At 68.6% G+C, this 13,914-nt stretch carries 18 protein-coding genes; 7 read left to right on the forward strand and 11 right to left on the reverse strand.

Annotated features, from left to right (window positions below):
• The first annotated feature begins 372 nt into the window (after nucleotides 1-372).
• On the forward strand, nucleotides 373-783 hold the full coding sequence (locus ACXJJ3_RS33180; RefSeq protein WP_458165812.1) for a hypothetical protein: 411 nt from the start codon (nucleotides 373-375) through the stop codon (nucleotides 781-783).
• 2 nt (nucleotides 784-785) lie between these two features.
• On the opposite strand, the gene ACXJJ3_RS33185 is transcribed toward ACXJJ3_RS33180, so the two are convergent.
• The 8 genes from ACXJJ3_RS33185 to ACXJJ3_RS33220 all read right to left on the reverse strand — a co-directional run bounded on the left by ACXJJ3_RS33185 (nucleotide 786) and on the right by ACXJJ3_RS33220 (nucleotide 7,305).
• Nucleotides 786-1,565 carry an RNA polymerase sigma factor SigF gene (locus tag ACXJJ3_RS33185; protein WP_458165813.1) on the reverse strand — a complete coding sequence of 260 codons (780 nt, stop codon included), beginning with the start codon at nucleotides 1,563-1,565 and terminating at the stop codon, nucleotides 786-788.
• Nucleotides 1,562-1,954: an ATP-binding protein gene (locus ACXJJ3_RS33190; protein ID WP_209693669.1), complete on the reverse strand. Its 393-nt coding sequence runs from the start codon at nucleotides 1,952-1,954 to the stop codon at nucleotides 1,562-1,564. Before ACXJJ3_RS33190 ends, ACXJJ3_RS33185 begins: the two co-directional genes overlap by 4 nt.
• A gap of 96 nt (nucleotides 1,955-2,050) precedes the next feature.
• A complete protein-coding gene (locus tag ACXJJ3_RS33195) occupies nucleotides 2,051-2,827 on the reverse strand; it encodes an amino acid ABC transporter ATP-binding protein (RefSeq protein ID WP_458165814.1) in 777 nt (258 codons plus the stop codon).
• Nucleotides 2,827-3,789, reverse strand: coding sequence for an amino acid ABC transporter permease (locus ACXJJ3_RS33200; RefSeq protein WP_458165815.1), 963 nt, complete (start codon nucleotides 3,787-3,789; stop codon nucleotides 2,827-2,829). Before ACXJJ3_RS33200 ends, ACXJJ3_RS33195 begins: the two co-directional genes overlap by 1 nt.
• Nucleotides 3,790-3,797: 8 nt before the next feature.
• Entirely contained in the window at nucleotides 3,798-4,712 is a 915-nt protein-coding gene (locus ACXJJ3_RS33205) for an ABC transporter substrate-binding protein (RefSeq protein WP_458165816.1), read from the reverse strand.
• Between the two features lie 175 nt (nucleotides 4,713-4,887).
• On the reverse strand, nucleotides 4,888-5,643 hold the full coding sequence (locus ACXJJ3_RS33210) for an amino acid ABC transporter ATP-binding protein (RefSeq protein ID WP_458165817.1): 756 nt from the start codon (nucleotides 5,641-5,643) through the stop codon (nucleotides 4,888-4,890).
• Between the two features lies 1 nt (nucleotide 5,644).
• Nucleotides 5,645-6,472: an amino acid ABC transporter permease gene (locus ACXJJ3_RS33215; protein ID WP_458165818.1), complete on the reverse strand. Its 828-nt coding sequence runs from the start codon at nucleotides 6,470-6,472 to the stop codon at nucleotides 5,645-5,647.
• Nucleotides 6,469-7,305: an ABC transporter substrate-binding protein gene (locus tag ACXJJ3_RS33220; RefSeq protein WP_458165819.1), complete on the reverse strand. Its 837-nt coding sequence runs from the start codon at nucleotides 7,303-7,305 to the stop codon at nucleotides 6,469-6,471. Before ACXJJ3_RS33220 ends, ACXJJ3_RS33215 begins: the two co-directional genes overlap by 4 nt.
• Before the next feature lie 201 nt (nucleotides 7,306-7,506).
• Between ACXJJ3_RS33220 and ACXJJ3_RS33225 the strand changes: the two genes are divergently transcribed.
• The 4 genes from ACXJJ3_RS33225 (at nucleotide 7,507) to ACXJJ3_RS33240 (ending at nucleotide 10,903) form a co-directional block, all read left to right on the forward strand.
• Nucleotides 7,507-8,706 (forward strand): NAD(P)-dependent malic enzyme, encoded by a 1,200-nt coding sequence (locus ACXJJ3_RS33225; protein ID WP_458165820.1) that lies wholly within the window; start codon nucleotides 7,507-7,509, stop codon nucleotides 8,704-8,706.
• Between the two features lie 335 nt (nucleotides 8,707-9,041).
• Nucleotides 9,042-10,010, forward strand: a complete 969-nt coding sequence (locus ACXJJ3_RS33230) for a zinc-binding dehydrogenase (protein WP_458165821.1) — start codon at nucleotides 9,042-9,044, stop codon at nucleotides 10,008-10,010.
• The gene (locus ACXJJ3_RS33235; RefSeq protein WP_458165822.1) at nucleotides 10,011-10,517 is read left to right on the forward strand and encodes a GNAT family N-acetyltransferase; all 507 of its coding nucleotides are present in this window, start codon (nucleotides 10,011-10,013) and stop codon (nucleotides 10,515-10,517) included.
• A gap of 86 nt (nucleotides 10,518-10,603) precedes the next feature.
• Nucleotides 10,604-10,903, forward strand: a complete 300-nt coding sequence (locus ACXJJ3_RS33240; protein WP_458165823.1) for a WhiB family transcriptional regulator — start codon at nucleotides 10,604-10,606, stop codon at nucleotides 10,901-10,903.
• On the opposite strand, the gene ACXJJ3_RS33245 is transcribed toward ACXJJ3_RS33240, so the two are convergent.
• Nucleotides 10,900-12,129: a sodium:proton exchanger gene (locus ACXJJ3_RS33245; protein WP_458165824.1), complete on the reverse strand. Its 1,230-nt coding sequence runs from the start codon at nucleotides 12,127-12,129 to the stop codon at nucleotides 10,900-10,902. The genes ACXJJ3_RS33240 and ACXJJ3_RS33245 overlap by 4 nt on opposite strands.
• A gap of 114 nt (nucleotides 12,130-12,243) precedes the next feature.
• Between ACXJJ3_RS33245 and ACXJJ3_RS33250 the strand changes: the two genes are divergently transcribed.
• Together ACXJJ3_RS33250 and ACXJJ3_RS33255 are read left to right on the forward strand one after the other, a co-directional pair.
• Nucleotides 12,244-12,594, forward strand: a complete 351-nt coding sequence (locus tag ACXJJ3_RS33250; RefSeq protein WP_458165825.1) for an ArsR/SmtB family transcription factor — start codon at nucleotides 12,244-12,246, stop codon at nucleotides 12,592-12,594.
• Nucleotides 12,594-12,956: a hypothetical protein gene (locus ACXJJ3_RS33255; protein WP_458165826.1), complete on the forward strand. Its 363-nt coding sequence runs from the start codon at nucleotides 12,594-12,596 to the stop codon at nucleotides 12,954-12,956. The genes ACXJJ3_RS33250 and ACXJJ3_RS33255 overlap by 1 nt, the downstream gene beginning before the upstream one ends.
• 51 nt (nucleotides 12,957-13,007) lie before the next feature.
• Here ACXJJ3_RS33255 and ACXJJ3_RS33260 read toward each other — a convergent pair whose 3' ends face one another.
• Complete coding sequence (locus tag ACXJJ3_RS33260) at nucleotides 13,008-13,724, reverse strand: AAA family ATPase (RefSeq protein ID WP_458165827.1); 717 nt, start codon at nucleotides 13,722-13,724, stop codon at nucleotides 13,008-13,010.
• Nucleotides 13,725-13,737: 13 nt separating this feature from the next.
• A complete protein-coding gene (locus ACXJJ3_RS33265) occupies nucleotides 13,738-13,914 on the reverse strand; it encodes a DUF6104 family protein (protein ID WP_458165828.1) in 177 nt (58 codons plus the stop codon).

Below are 13,914 nucleotides of genomic sequence, written 5' to 3' on the forward strand. Positions count from 1 at the left end.
TCTCTCAGTAGTTGACGTATGCTGCCGGGTAGGTCTGTGCCCGATCAGCGGTGCTGTACTCGTCGGTTCGTGAGGCACGGGGGTTTGGTGCAGCGTCTGTTGTGAACGCTTTCACGAACGAGACCATGTTCCCAATCTTGGCGGATCGAAACAAGGGTTATTGAGTTGTCGATCCGATCACAACGCTTCCTTAACACTCCGAACTGGCACACAGCGGCGTTCTTCATCCGGTTATCGGACGAAGCGGCCCATCTGCAAGTACCCGTTCACTGCAGGTAACCGTTCCAACCATCTTTTGGTTACGCAGAACCTCAAATCCCTGTGGGGCCGGGGCTCGCGCGGCTCCCGGGGCGCCGGCACTAAGCTGGTGAAGTGCCGACCGACTCCCCAGTTGCCGCAGTCCCGAGACCGCTCAAATTAGCGGCGGCAGTGGTCGCTGTGGAAGGGCTCGTGCTCATCGTTCTCGGAATTGCCCAAGCCTTGACGGTCGACAGCTCCCGGCTCGTCCTCGGACTCACCACCACCGGCTTCTTTCTGGTGTACGGCGTGGGCCTGGTCTTCGTCGCCGTCCGTGGTCTCTGGAAGGCCGCGCGCTGGAGCCGTGGGCCGACGGTGTTCACCCAGCTGATCCAGCTGCTGATCGCGTACAGCCTGTGGGACGGCGGATCCAAGGCCGTTGCCGCCGGCCTCGCAGTACTGGCCGTCGCCATTCTGGTGTGCGTTTTCCAGAAGGCGTCGACCGAAGCGCTGACCGCTGGTGACTCCAACGATCATGTGCTTTAGCCCTACTCCTTGAGCAGGCCGGTCCGCAGTTCGGTGAGGGTGCGGGCGAGCAGCCGGGAGACGTGCATCTGCGAGATCCCGATCTCCTCGGCGATCTGCGACTGCGTCATTCCGCGGAAGAACCGCAGCGTGAGGATCCGCTTCTCCCGGGTGTCCAGCTGGGCCAGCAACGGCTTCAGCGATTCGCGGTACTCGACGCTCTCCAGCGCCTCGTCCTCCCCGCCGAGCCCGTCCAGGACCGTGGTCGCGTCGGTCTCGTTCTGATCGGGAGCGTCCAAGGACAACGTGTTGTACGCGTTCGCGGACTCCAGGCCCTCGATCACCAGGTCCGGCGAGAGTCCGAGCCGGTCCGACAGCTCGGCCACCGTCGGCGCCCGGCCGAGCTCCTGCGTCAGCTCCGCGGTCGCGGCGGTCAGCGACAGCCGCAGCTCCTGCAGCCGCCGCGGCACCCGGATCGCCCAGCCCTTGTCCCGGAAGTACCGTTTGATCTCGCCGAGGATCGTCGGCGTCGCGTACGTCGAGAACTCCACCCCGCGGTCGGAGTCGAACCGGTCGATCGCCTTGATCAGCCCGATCGTCGCCACCTGGACGAGGTCGTCGTACGGCTCGCCGCGGTTCCGGAAGCGCCGGGCCAGGTGCTCCACCAGCGGCATGTGCAGCGCGACCAGCCCGTCACGCGCGACCGGGTACCCCGGATCCTGCGAACCGGCCGCCATCTGCTGGAAGAAACCGGCGGTACGGGTCCGAAGATCAGGCGATTCCGGAGTCTGTTCGTCACTCACAGGCTCTCCGTGGCGGTGGCGGTGGCCGTCACGGTGATCGTCAGCCGGCCGTCGATGGTCTCCGCGGCCGCCGACTCCACCAGCGCGGTCAGCACGGTCCAGCCGAACGACGTGGTGTCCGGCCGCCAGCCGTTCGGTACGACGGCGCTCGTCCGCACCGTGAGCTGCGGCGGAGCGATCTGGAAGACGCACTCCAGTACGCCGTCGGCCGACTGCGGCAGCAACAGCGCGCACGCCTCGTCGACCGCGATCCGCAGGTCGTCGATCGCGTCCAGCGTGAAGTCGTTGCGGGCCGCGAGGTTGCCCACCACCGACCGCGGTACGGCGATGTACGCGCTGTCCGCCGGGATGCTCAGGCGAACCTCGGCGGCTCCTCCGGTGCTGCTCACATCGTCTCCCTCGTATCGACCCACCACGCCGTACATCATCCAACCTCAACGGGTTTGATGCACGGCGAACGGGGGTCGATCGAGGCGAGAAAGTGACTACGGGTGTTCGTGCTCGGAGCGCAGGCGGGTCAGGAACGCCTGGGTCCGGGCGTGCTGCGGGTTGCCGATCACGTCCTTCGGGTCGCCGGCCTCGACCACGACGCCGGCGTCCATGAACACCACGGTGTCCGCGACGTCCCGGGCGAACGCCATCTCGTGGGTCACCACGATCATCGTCATACCGTCCAGCGCGAGCTCGCGCATCACCGCCAGCACCTCACCGACCAGCTCCGGGTCGAGCGCGGACGTCGGCTCGTCGAACAGCATCAGCTTCGGCTGCATCGCCAGCGCCCGCGCGATCGCCACCCGCTGCTGCTGCCCGCCGGACAGCTGCGCCGGATACGCGTCGCAGCGGTCCGCCAGGCCGACCCGGTCGAGCAGCTTCATCGCCCGCTCCCGGGCGCTCTTTCGGCCTTCGCGGCGTACCTGCGTCGGCGCCTCGACGATGTTCTCCAGCGCGGTCATGTGCGGGAACAGGTTGAACCGCTGGAACACCATCCCGATCTCGCGCCGCTGCGCCGCGATCTCCTTGTTGGTCAGGCGGTACAGCTTCCCGTTCCGGTCGGCGTACCCCATCAGCTCGTCGTCGACCCAGATCCGGCCGCCGTCGATCGTCTCGAGCTGGTTGATACAGCGCAGGAACGTGGTCTTGCCGGACCCGGACGGGCCGAGCAGACAGACCACCTGCCCGCGCTCGACGTCGAGGTCGATGCCCTTCAGTACCTCGTTGTGGTGGAACGACTTGGTCACGTTGACCGCATGCACCAGCGGCATCAGGCGCCTCCCGCCCCGGCCGGGCGCGCGGCTCGCGGCGCCTTCGTGGTCCCGAAGCCGCGGCCGAAGTGCCGCTCCAGGAAGTACTGCCCGACCATCAGCACGCTCGTCGCGGCCAAGTAGTACAGCGTGGCCGCGACCGCGATCGGGAACGTCTTGTAGAAGTTGCTGCCGATCGACTGCAGTTGGTAGAAGAGCTCGCCGATCACCGGCACCGCGACCAGCAGCGAGGTGTCCTTCAGCATCGCGATGGTCTCGTTGCCGGTCGGCGGCACGATCACCCGCATCGCCTGCGGCAGCACCACCCGGCGCATCACCTTGCCGCTGCCCATGCCGAGCGCCTGCGCGGCCTCGGCCTGGCCCTTGTCGACACTCATGATCCCGGCCCGGGCGATCTCCGCCATGTAAGCCGCCTCGGACAGGCCGAGCCCGATCACACCGGCGACCAGGCCGGTGAAGACCTGGTTCGCGTCCAGGTTCAGGAACCGCCAGTCGCCGGACAGCCCGAACCACTCGATCAGCTTCCAGTCGAACGGCACCCCGAACGCGATGCCCTTCGGGAACAGGATCCCGAGCGTGCCCATCGTGAACAGCAGGATGTAGCGCGGGATGCTCCGGAAGAACCAGGTGAACACCCACGAGACACCGGACAGGATCGGGTTGTCCGAGAGCCGCATCACGGCGAGCAGTACGCCGCCGCCGACCCCGACGATCATCGACAGCGCCGTGACCAGCAGCGTGCCCTTCAGGAAGCCGTTGATGACCGGCTGCTGGTTCATCGCCTGGAACACGAACTTCCAGTCGAAGGCGCTGTTGGTCACCAGCAGGTGCAGCAGCATCGCGGCCAGCACCGCGATCACGGCGATCGCGACCCAGCGGCCGGGATGCCGGACCGGGACGGCGTCGATCGCGCCCGGCCGCCCAGGAGCGTCCTGCGGCCGGGCTTCGGTTTCGGTACTCATGTCTCAGCTCACGGGTTGACGGCGAAGTTCGAGATCGCGCCCGAGTCGTTGTTCCACTTCTGCAGAACCGACTTGTAGGTGCCGTCGGTGTTCAGCGCCTGCAGCGCGGTGACGATCGCCTGCGCGAAGGCGGTTTCCGACTTCGGGATCACGTACCCGTAGGGCGCCGCGTCGTAGATCTGGCCGAGCTGCTCGAGCTGGCCGTTGGTCTGCTTGATCGCGTCCAGCACGACCGGGGAGTCGGCCAGCATCGCGTCGGTCTTGCCGGACGCGAGGTCCGCGGTCGCCTGGTCCTGCTTGTCCCGTGGCAGCACGTTGATCGCGGGCTTGCCGGCGTCCTTGCACTTCTTCTGCCGGATCGGCAGGTCGTCCTGCTGCTGCGTCGTACCGGTCTGCACGCCCACGTTCTTGCCGCACGCGTCGTCGGCGTTCACGCCCTTCGGGTTGCCCTTCTTGACCGCCCACAGGGTGCCGGCGCTGAAGTAGCTGACCATGTTGACCTGCTTCTTGCGCTCGGCGTTGATCGTGAACGACGAGATGCCCATGTCGTACTTGCCGCCCTGCACGCCGGTGATGATCGTGCTGAACGTCGCGGGCTGCCACTCGACGGTGACGCCGAACTTCTTCGCCACGGCGTCGAACAGGTCGACGTCCATGCCGACCACGGTGTTGCCGCCCTGCAGGAACTCGTTCGGCCGGTAGGTGGCGTCGACGCCGACCACGATCTTGCCGGCCGCCTTGATCTTCGGCGGCAGCGCGCCGCTCAGCGCCGGGTCGACGCTCGCCGGGGCGCTGGAGGGGGCGCTCGACGGAGCGGTCGACGGGGACGTGGACGAGCCGTTTTCGAGGGAGTTCGAGCCGCACCCGGCGGCTGCGAGAACCAGGACGCCGGACAGCACCAGCGTCCTTCGCAGGACAGACATCTGGTCCTCCAAGACCGGGCACCGGTCGGCCCGGTGCCATGTGTCCGCATCTTGACACAACGCCCCGCGGGCCGCGCACGGACCAACCCGGAACAGAGACCGATTCGTAGTCTGACCGCCGTACCCGCTGCGCGCCCGGCGTCCGGCCGGACACGCAGCGTCACTGAGAGTGCTCTCAGTCGGCCGGTTCCACGTGTGTCGGGTCCAGCACCCGGCGCAGGAACGTCCGGGTGCGCTCCTCCTTCGGGGCGCCGATCACGTCCGCGGGCGGGCCCTGCTCGACGATCACGCCGCCGTCCATGAACACCACCCGGTCCGCGACCTCGCGGGCGAACGCCATCTCGTGGGTGACGACCAGCATCGTCATCCCGTCCAGCGCCAGCTTGCGCATCACGGTCAGTACGTCGCCGACCAGCTCCGGGTCGAGCGCGGACGTCGGCTCGTCGAACAGCATCAGCGCCGGGTCCATCGACAACGCCCGGGCGATCGCCACCCGCTGCTGCTGACCGCCGGACAACTGGGCCGGGTACGCGTCGATCTTGTCGTGCAGTCCGACCCGCTCCAGGTTCGCGCGGGCGATCCGGTCCGCGTCGGTCTCGCTGCGCTTCAGAACGGTGCGCTGGGCAACGGTGCAGTTCGCCAGCACGGACAGGTGCGCGAACAGGTTGAACTGCTGGAACACCATCCCGATCTGCTGCCGGGCGGCGTCCAGGTGACAATCCGGGTCGGTGATGTCCTCACCGCGGACGATCACCTGCCCCTCCTGCGGGGTCTCCAGCAGGTTGACGCAGCGCAGCAGCGTGGACTTGCCGGACCCGGACGGGCCGATCACGCACACCACCTCGCCCTGTTCGACGCTGAAGTCGATCCCGCGCAGGACATGGTTGCTGCCGAACGACTTGTGCAGGTTCTTGATCTCTACCAGGGCCATGTCAGCGCGTCCTCGCCGTACGGGCTTCGAGCCGTCGGGCGAGAATGCCCAGCGGCAGGGTGATCACCAGGTAGCAGAAGCCGCAGACCACGATCGGTGTCAGGTTCGAGTCCGTGTTCGCCAGGTCCCGGCCGAAGCCGGTGAGCTCGTACCCGTCCGCGGCCACGCCGATCATGAACACCAGCGACGAGTCCTTCACCAGCAGGATCAGGTCGTTGGTCAGCGGCGGCAGCACGATCCGGAACGCCTGCGGGAGCACGATCTTCCGCATCGCCAGCCCGGCCGGCATGCCGAGCGACCGGGCCGCCTCGACCTGCCCCTTCGGGACCGCCTGGATACCGGCCCGGATCACCTCGGCCATGTACGCCGAGGCGACGATGCCGAGCGCCAGCCAGACCACGCCGTACGGGTCCCACGGGATCGTCAGCCCGGGGAACGCCAGCGGCAGCAGGCTGAACGCGATGAACACCACGATCGCCGGCAGCCCGCGGAAGAACTCGATGTACGCCGTCGCGATCCAGCGGTACGGCGCCACCTGGCTGAGCTTCATCAACGCGAGCAAGGTGCCGCCGGTGAGGCCGATCACGAACGCGCCGGCCGTGTACTCGAGCGTCTTCACCAGCGCCAGCAGGACGCCGTTCTCGAAGGTCGACCTGATGAACGACGGCCGGAAGAACACGCTCGCGATCTGGTGCCAGTTCGCCGCGAACGCCGCGGCGACGATGAGCACGACGAGGATCGCGTACTGGATCCAGCGGGAGCGCTGGGCCCGCCGGCGCGGGCTCAGCCCCTTACGTTCGGTGAGTTTGGTTTCCGTCGAAGTACTCACTTCTTCGGCTCAACCCCGAACCACTTCTTGTAGATCTCGTTGTACTTGCCGTCGGTCTTCGCCTTGGCCAGCAGTTCGTTGAACTTGGCCACCAGCTTCGGGCCGCTGCCGTCCTTCAGCGCGCCGAACCCGTACTGCTCGCCGGTGTTGAACTCGGCGACCACGCCCAGGTCCGGGTTGTCCTTCACGTAGTCGTACAGCACGCCGTTGTCGTTGATCGCGGCATCGACCCGGCCCGACTTCACGTTGTTCTCCTGCAGCGCGAGGTCGTTGAACGGGATCACCGTGTAGCCGTTCGCCTGGGCGTTCTTGTCGGCGTACGTCTTGCCGGTGGTGTCGGCCTGCGCGCCGAGCTTCTTGCCGCGCAGGTCGGCCAGCGACTTGATGCCGGAGTCCTTCTTGGCCAGCAGCACCTGGGTGGCGTCCATGTACGGGTCGGTGATGCTGATCGCGGCCTGGCGGGCCGGGGTGATCGTCATCGCGCCCATGCCCATGTCGCACTTCTTCGCCTGGAACGCGGCACCCGAGGTCACCTGCGACCACTCGATGTTCACCACGTCGGACTTCACACCCAGGTCCTCGGCGACCAGGTCGAGCAGGTCGACGTCGAAGCCGACGACCTTGGTGCCGTCCTTGTACTGGAAGGGCTTGTACGGCAGGTGCGTGCAGATCGTCAGCTTGCCGGGCTTGACCAGCGTGATGCCGGCCGCCTTCGCCTTGTCGTCCGATCCGCCGCTGCCGGAGCCGCCGCAGGCCGTCAGCGCGAGCGCGAGGACGGCGACCGAGGCGACAGCCTGCGCCCGGCGCGTGCGGAGAGTGGGGACGATGTTCATCGCGGATTCTCCTCGACAGGGGTTGTGAATCCCCGCATCCTGGCACACGCCAGGACGATGTGGGGCCCCTCACAGCAGACCAGTTGGCACTGTGGTTTACTCGTCGCAGACGGGTGACCCCCTGGCAACGGCGCCGTTCGACGCACCCTCATCGAACGCCCACCACAACACGTTCCGCTCTCTGCCCCGAAGGGTCCCCGCATGGTCGCCCAAGCTGTCGAGCCCGTTGTCCCCTCCGACGCCCACGCCGGTGATGCCGTCTTCGAACTGCATCGCGGCGGCAAGATCGAGGTCACGTCGTCGATCCACGTCCGCGACGCCGACGACCTCTCCAAGGCGTACACCCCCGGCGTCGCGCGGGTCTGTACCGCGATCGCCGAAGACCCGTCGCTGGTCCGGCGGTACACCTGGAAGTCCAACGTGGTCGCGGTCGTCACCGACGGCACCGCGGTCCTCGGGCTCGGCGACATCGGCCCGGCCGCGTCGCTGCCGGTGATGGAGGGCAAGGCGCTGCTGTTCAAGGAGTTCGGCGGCGTCGACTCGGTGCCGATCGCGCTGGACTGCACCGACGTGGACGAGTTCGTCGAGACGGTCGCGCGGATGGCACCGACGTTCGGCGGGATCAACCTCGAGGACATCTCCGCGCCGCGCTGCTTCGAGATCGAGCGCCGGCTGAAGGAGCGGCTCGACATCCCGGTCTTCCACGACGACCAGCACGGTACGGCGGTCGTCGTACTCGCGGCGCTCCGCAACGCGCTCCGGGTCACCGGCAAGGCGATCGGGGACATCCGGGTGGTGATCTCGGGGGCCGGCGCCGCCGGGGTCGCGTGCGCGCGGATCCTGCTGCAGGCCGGGGTCGGCGACCTCGCGGTGGTCGACAGCAAGGGCGTCCTGCACGAGGACCGCTCCGACCTGAACCCGGTCAAGCTCTCGCTCGCCCGCGACACCAACACCGGCGGCCTGTCCGGCCGGCTGGTCGACGCGCTGGCCGGTGCCGACCTGTTCCTCGGCGTCTCCGGCGGTACGGTCCCCGAGGAGGCCGTCGCCCGGATGGCCCCCGGCGCGATGATCTTCGCGCTGGCGAACCCGAACCCCGAAGTACACCCCGACATCGCCCACCGGCACGCCGCCGTGGTCGCCACCGGGCGCTCCGACTTCCCGAACCAGATCAACAACGTCCTGGCCTTCCCCGGCATCTTCCGCGGCGCCTTCGACGCCAACGCCTCCCGCATCACCGAAGGCATGAAACTGGCCGCCGCCAACGCCCTCGCCGACCTGATCGCCCCGGAAGACCTACGCCCCGACTACATCATCCCGTCCCCCTTCGACGAACGGGTCGCCCCCGCCGTAGCAACCGCGGTCGCCGCAGCCGCGCAAGCCGACGGCGTAGCCCGCCCCTGACCCCACCCACCCTGCCCCCACCGCGACGCCCACCACCTGCGCGGCGCCACGCTCGCCCGGCCCAACGTGAGGGGATATCCCCGCGAGTGTTGCCTTATCCGCTCGTATACCAGGGGATAAGGCACAACCCGCGGGGATATCCCCTCACGGGAGGTGGGCAAACCCTCCAACTCGGGGGCTGCCCGTTGAAGTGGAGGGTTGCCCCCTGAGATTTTCGGTGGGCAACCCTCCAGTTCGGGGGCTGCCCACTGAGGTGGAGGGTTCGCGCGGTGGGTGGGGTGGTGGGTGAGGTCGGACACTGACGGTTGGGAGGACCAGCGCTTAGGGTGGTTCGCATGCTTGCTGCCTACGCTGCCAAGTTCGACGCCGAGGATCCGATTGCCGCGTTGGAGGTGGGGGAGCGACCGGAGCCGACCGTGCCGGACGGGTGGGTGACGATCGACGTACGGGCGACTGCGCTCAACCACCATGATCTGTGGTCGTTGAAGGGTGTCGGGCTCGCCGAGCAGAACCTGCCGATGATTCTCGGGTGTGACGCGGCCGGCGTGGACCCGGACGGGAACGAGGTCGTCGTGCATGCGGTCGTCTCGGATCCGGCGTGGAAGGGTGACGAGACGCTCGACCCGAAGCGGTCGCTGCTGAGCGAGCGGTACCAGGGCACGCTCGCGCAGAAGGTCGCCGTCCCAGCGCGGAACGTCGTACCGAAGCCGGCCGGGATGTCCTTCGAGCAGGCCGCGTGCTTGCCGACGGCCTGGTTGACGGCGTACCGGATGTTGTTCACGCAGTCGGGGCTGAAGCCGGGCGACACCGTGCTCGTGCAAGGCGCCGGCGGTGGGGTCGCGACCGCGCTGATCACGCTTGCACGCGCGGCCGGGATCCGGGTCTGGGCGACCAGCCGGGACGAGGGCAAGCGGTCGCGCGCGGTCGAGATCGGCGCGCACGACGCGTTCGAGTCCGGTGCGCGGCTGCCGGAGCGGGTCGACGCGGTGATGGAGACCGTCGGCCAGGCCACCTGGTCGCACTCGCTGAAGTCGCTCAAGCAGGGCGGCACGCTGGTGATCTCCGGCGCGACCAGCGGCCAGGCGCCGAAGTCCGCCGAGCTGAACCGGATCTTCTTCCTGCAGCTCCGCGTCCAGGGCTCCACGATGGGCACCCGCACCGAGCTCGCGGAGCTGGTGCAGTTCATGGCGAACGCCGGGATCACCCCGCACATCGACACCGTCCTGCCGCTCGCCGACGCCCGCACCGGCTTCGAGAAGATGAATACGGGCGACGTGTTCGGCAAGATCGTCTTTACTGTCTGAGTGCATCAACCCGAGATCAGGCCCGCCACGGTCGACGACGCCGAGGCGGGCGCGTGGTGCCACCTGCTGTGCTGGCGCGAGGCGTACGCCGGCCTCGTACCGGCCGACGTGCTCCTCGAGCGGACGTCGAACCTCGAGCGCCGGATCGAACGCTGGCAGACGTACCTCGCCACCGGAGGGCAGCGCTGGATCGCGCTGAACCCCGACCCGTCGGCGCCGGTCGAGGACCGGGTCGGCGGCTTCGTCGGCACCGGTCCGGGCCGCGACGACGACGCGCCGGTGGCGTTCGAGCTGGAGGCGATCTACACCCGCCAGGCGTTCTGGAAGACCGGTCTCGGCACCCGCCTGCTGGAGGTTGCCGTCGGCAAGCAGCCGGCGTTCCTCTGGGTCTTCGAGGGCAACGCGCAGGCCCGCGCCTTCTACCGGCGGCACGGCTTCGAACCCGACGGCACCGCGAAGCACGACCCGTACTTCGACCTCCGCGAGATCCGCATGGTCCGTCACTAAGTTTCACGCCTGAAACATTCGCGTCGCATCGGGGCAACGAGCCGGAGCGAGGCTGTTCCTACCGCCTGAGCGACGAGGAGCAGCTGATGAGGCCTACTTTGACGGTGATCGTTGACCCGGCCGACAACTGGATGGCGAAGGCCGCATGCGTCGGCCGGGCGCCGTCGTACGACGAGACCGCCAGCCAGTGGGAGCAGCGGAAGGCGCAGGCGATCTGCCTGACGTCGTGCCCGGTGATCGACCAGTGCCGGGAATGGGCCCGCCGCACCAAGTTCACCGGCACCGCGGCCGGCGAGAAGTTCCTCTCCGGTCGCCGCCGCGGCCGTCCCGGCCCGCAGGAACGCCGTACCCGCCCGACCATCATCGAGGAACAGCAGGCGAGCTAGACGTTCTGCAGCTCGCGCTCGGCGTCCACGGTCGCCGGCGTACGCCGGAACGGGGCGGTGATCGTGGGGATCAGCTGCTTGCGGTTGTGCACGGTGGCGCCGATCGCGAGCAGCAGGTAGATCGCGCTGATCACGTACCGCCCGGTCTGGCCGGGGACGGCGAACTGGACCGCGAACAGGCCCAGGAGCGTGAAGGCCGCCCAGCGGGGGAAGCGCAGGTTCAGCAGGATCGCGATACCGAGCAGGGTCTGCGTCGCGGTCAGCAGGAACTCCTCGATCTGCCGCCCGTCCAGGTGCAGCGCGGCGCCACCGCCGCCGATGCCGTACGCGATCGGCAGGCTGCCGATCAGCAGGGTCCACTGGTTCACCTTCGCGGAGATCAGCAGGCCGAGCGCGGCCGCGCCCTTGCCGCGCCACGCGAACAGGATCGCGACGATGAACTCCGGCGCCTCGGACGCCAGCGGGGCCAGCCACTGCACCAGCAGGAACTGGTCGATCCCGAGCGCCCGACCGCCCTGCACGAGCGAGTCGGCGAACGGTTCCGCGGCTGCCAGGATCACGCCGGCGGAGACCAGGAACATCGCGGTCACCAGGATCCGGCGCTGCAGCTGCGGCAGCGCGCCGATGGTCGCGGCCGGGCCGATCAGGTCCGGCTCCTCGTCGTGCCCCGAGGTGGCCGCGCGATACAGGTAGAACGCGAAGAACGCGAGCAGCAGTACGCCGAGCACCAGGTGGATCTGCCCGGTCACCGGGATCACGAACGCGACCACACCGGCGACCGCGAGGAAGCCGAGCTCGCGGCGGTACCCGGACTCCAGCACCAGGGACTTCACGGTGCGGCCGCTGCGCCGGGAGGCGACGTACAGGCTGATCAGGACGACGGCGGACCAGCCGAGGCCGAGGAGCAGCCGGTTCGACCCGGTCATGTTGGCGGCGGCGTACTGCACGTAGTCCGGGTTGGAGCCGGCGGTGTGCGCAAAGTACAGGTCCACCGCGTACTCCGGGAGGACCGCGATCACCGCGAGCAGCGCGATCGCCAGGCCGCCCGAGATGTCCATCTCCGCGGCCTCCGCGGCCCAGGCGAGGACGAACGACGCTGCCACCACCGCGAGGCCGAAGATCGCGATCGAGGCGGCGGCCGGCGGGTGCGTGCCGGTGAGGCGCAGCACGACCGCGGGAATCGCCACCAGGAGCAGCAGGAGCACGGGGCGGATCGCTCGGAACATGGTTCCAGCCTGCCACCGTTTTGATACTTTCGCAATTGCGAAAGTGTGAGACCGTGCTCACCTCGGCACGCCGGACTGCCCACAGGCCGCTCGACCGGTCACAATGACTGCGCGATGACCAACCCAGAACCGACGAAGGCGCAGCTCGAATCCGCCGCGGGCACCTTCGCCATGCTCTCCGCTCCGGTCCGGCTGCACCTGGTGTCGCTGGCCGCCCAGGGGGAGTACGACGTCGGCACCCTGGCGGAACGGGTCGGCGTGAGTATCGCCACCGCCAGCCAGCACCTCGGCAAACTCCGCCTGGCCGGCATCATCACCGCCCGCCGCGAAGGCCGCCGCCACATCTACACCGTCGACGACCCACACGTGCTGAACCTGGTCGACCAGATCTTCGAGCACATCGCCCCGGACGGCTCCCTGGCCCCGGACCCACCACGGCGCATCAGGCCGCCGCACACCGACTGATGCAGCGCGCCGAGCTGGTGGCCGCCGTCCGCGCTGCCCTGGAGTCCTGCTGCGACGGGTCGTCGACCGGCCTGCTCGGCTCGCTGGCCACCGGGACCGAGGATGCGTACAGCGACATCGACGGATCTGCTGCATTCGGACCGACGTCGGCTGATGTTCGTCCAGTTCGCCGATCTGTCGCCAGCGCGCTCGCGAACGCGGTCGGCGCGATCAAGGCGGTCGCCCGGCAGCGGCCCGAGGATGCGCGCGGGCTGCTGGATCGCGGATTCGAGCGGATCGGTGTCGTGGATCGGCCACCGGTGCCTGGAAGGCCGACGTATGGCGGCTCGCGGACGCGGCAGCGCGTCAGGACGAGACGCTGACCGACCTGGCGGCCCGCGTCACGGCATTGGCCGACCGCGAACTGACCTGAGCTACAAGACGTGCCGTAGGTACTGCTCGGGGGTCTGGAGGTAGGCCTTCCAGTTCTGGACCAGCCGCAGGTCGTCCCAGGTCGTACGGCGGATGCCCCAGTCGCCGACCTCGAGGATGGTGGCGCCGGGGAGGGCGGCGATGACGGGGGAGTGGGTGGCGCAGAGGACCTGGGAGCCGGATTCGGCCAGGCGGTTGAGGACGCCGACGACGGCGAGGCTGCTGGAGAACGAGAGGGCTGACTCGGGTTCGTCCAGGCAGTAGAAGCCCGGGCGGACGAAGCGGTCGCTGATGAGGCTCAGGAAGCTCTCCCCGTGGCTCATCTCGTGGAAGACCGGCTCTGGACCGCCTGGGTTCTGCTCGAGGTAGGTGTAGAAGCCGTGCATGGTTTCCGCGCGGAGGAAGAAACCGCGGCGGATGCCGCCGACGCCGCGGGTCAGCTGCAGGTCGCCGGCGAGCGACGACTCGCTGACCCGGGTGCTCAGGCGGGCGCCGGTGGAGCCGCCTTCGGGTGAGAGGCCGAAGGCGACGGCGACCGCCTCCACGATGGTGGACTTGCCGGCGCCGTTCTCGCCGACCAGGAACGTGACGCCCGGGTCGAGGTCCAGGCCGTCGGTCAGCAGCTGGTGTACGGCGGGAATCGTGTGCGGCCAGGCCCCGGACACACGAACGCCCTCCGCCGCGGCGACCCGGCGTACGGGCTGCTTGGCGAAGGGCATTCGCTCAGGATAACTACTCGTCCTCGTCGTCCAGTCGAGCCAGCCAGGTGGCGAAGCGCTCGATTGGCGTCTCGAACTCGGGGTTCAGGTCGACGAACTCGCGGAGGCGGTCCGCGACGAAGGCGAGGGAGACCTCTTCCTCGCCGCGGCGCTTCTCGAGTTCCTCGATCCCGCGGTCGGTGAAGTACAT

It is taken from the genome of Kribbella sp. WER1, from assembly GCF_054189145.1.

What these genes read in the sequence shown, in the direction of transcription:
- ACXJJ3_RS33195 (WP_458165814.1), bottom strand. Translation starts at nt 2,827, where the DNA reads ATGCCGCTGGTGCATGCGGTCAACGTGACCAAGTCGTTCCACCACAAC.
- ACXJJ3_RS33200 (WP_458165815.1), bottom strand. Translation starts at nt 3,789, where the DNA reads ATGAGTACCGAAACCGAAGCCCGGCCGCAGGACGCTCCTGGGCGGCCG.
- ACXJJ3_RS33205 (WP_458165816.1), bottom strand. Translation starts at nt 4,712, where the DNA reads ATGTCTGTCCTGCGAAGGACGCTGGTGCTGTCCGGCGTCCTGGTTCTC.
- ACXJJ3_RS33210 (WP_458165817.1), bottom strand. Translation starts at nt 5,643, where the DNA reads ATGGCCCTGGTAGAGATCAAGAACCTGCACAAGTCGTTCGGCAGCAAC.
- ACXJJ3_RS33220 (WP_458165819.1), bottom strand. Translation starts at nt 7,305, where the DNA reads ATGAACATCGTCCCCACTCTCCGCACGCGCCGGGCGCAGGCTGTCGCC.
- ACXJJ3_RS33225 (WP_458165820.1), top strand. Translation starts at nt 7,507, where the DNA reads ATGGTCGCCCAAGCTGTCGAGCCCGTTGTCCCCTCCGACGCCCACGCC.
- ACXJJ3_RS33230 (WP_458165821.1), top strand. Translation starts at nt 9,042, where the DNA reads ATGCTTGCTGCCTACGCTGCCAAGTTCGACGCCGAGGATCCGATTGCC.
- ACXJJ3_RS33240 (WP_458165823.1), top strand. Translation starts at nt 10,604, where the DNA reads ATGAGGCCTACTTTGACGGTGATCGTTGACCCGGCCGACAACTGGATG.
- ACXJJ3_RS33245 (WP_458165824.1), bottom strand. Translation starts at nt 12,129, where the DNA reads ATGTTCCGAGCGATCCGCCCCGTGCTCCTGCTGCTCCTGGTGGCGATT.
- ACXJJ3_RS33250 (WP_458165825.1), top strand. Translation starts at nt 12,244, where the DNA reads ATGACCAACCCAGAACCGACGAAGGCGCAGCTCGAATCCGCCGCGGGC.
- ACXJJ3_RS33255 (WP_458165826.1), top strand. Translation starts at nt 12,594, where the DNA reads ATGCAGCGCGCCGAGCTGGTGGCCGCCGTCCGCGCTGCCCTGGAGTCC.
- ACXJJ3_RS33260 (WP_458165827.1), bottom strand. Translation starts at nt 13,724, where the DNA reads ATGCCCTTCGCCAAGCAGCCCGTACGCCGGGTCGCCGCGGCGGAGGGC.
- ACXJJ3_RS33265 (WP_458165828.1), bottom strand. Translation starts at nt 13,914, where the DNA reads ATGTACTTCACCGACCGCGGGATCGAGGAACTCGAGAAGCGCCGCGGC.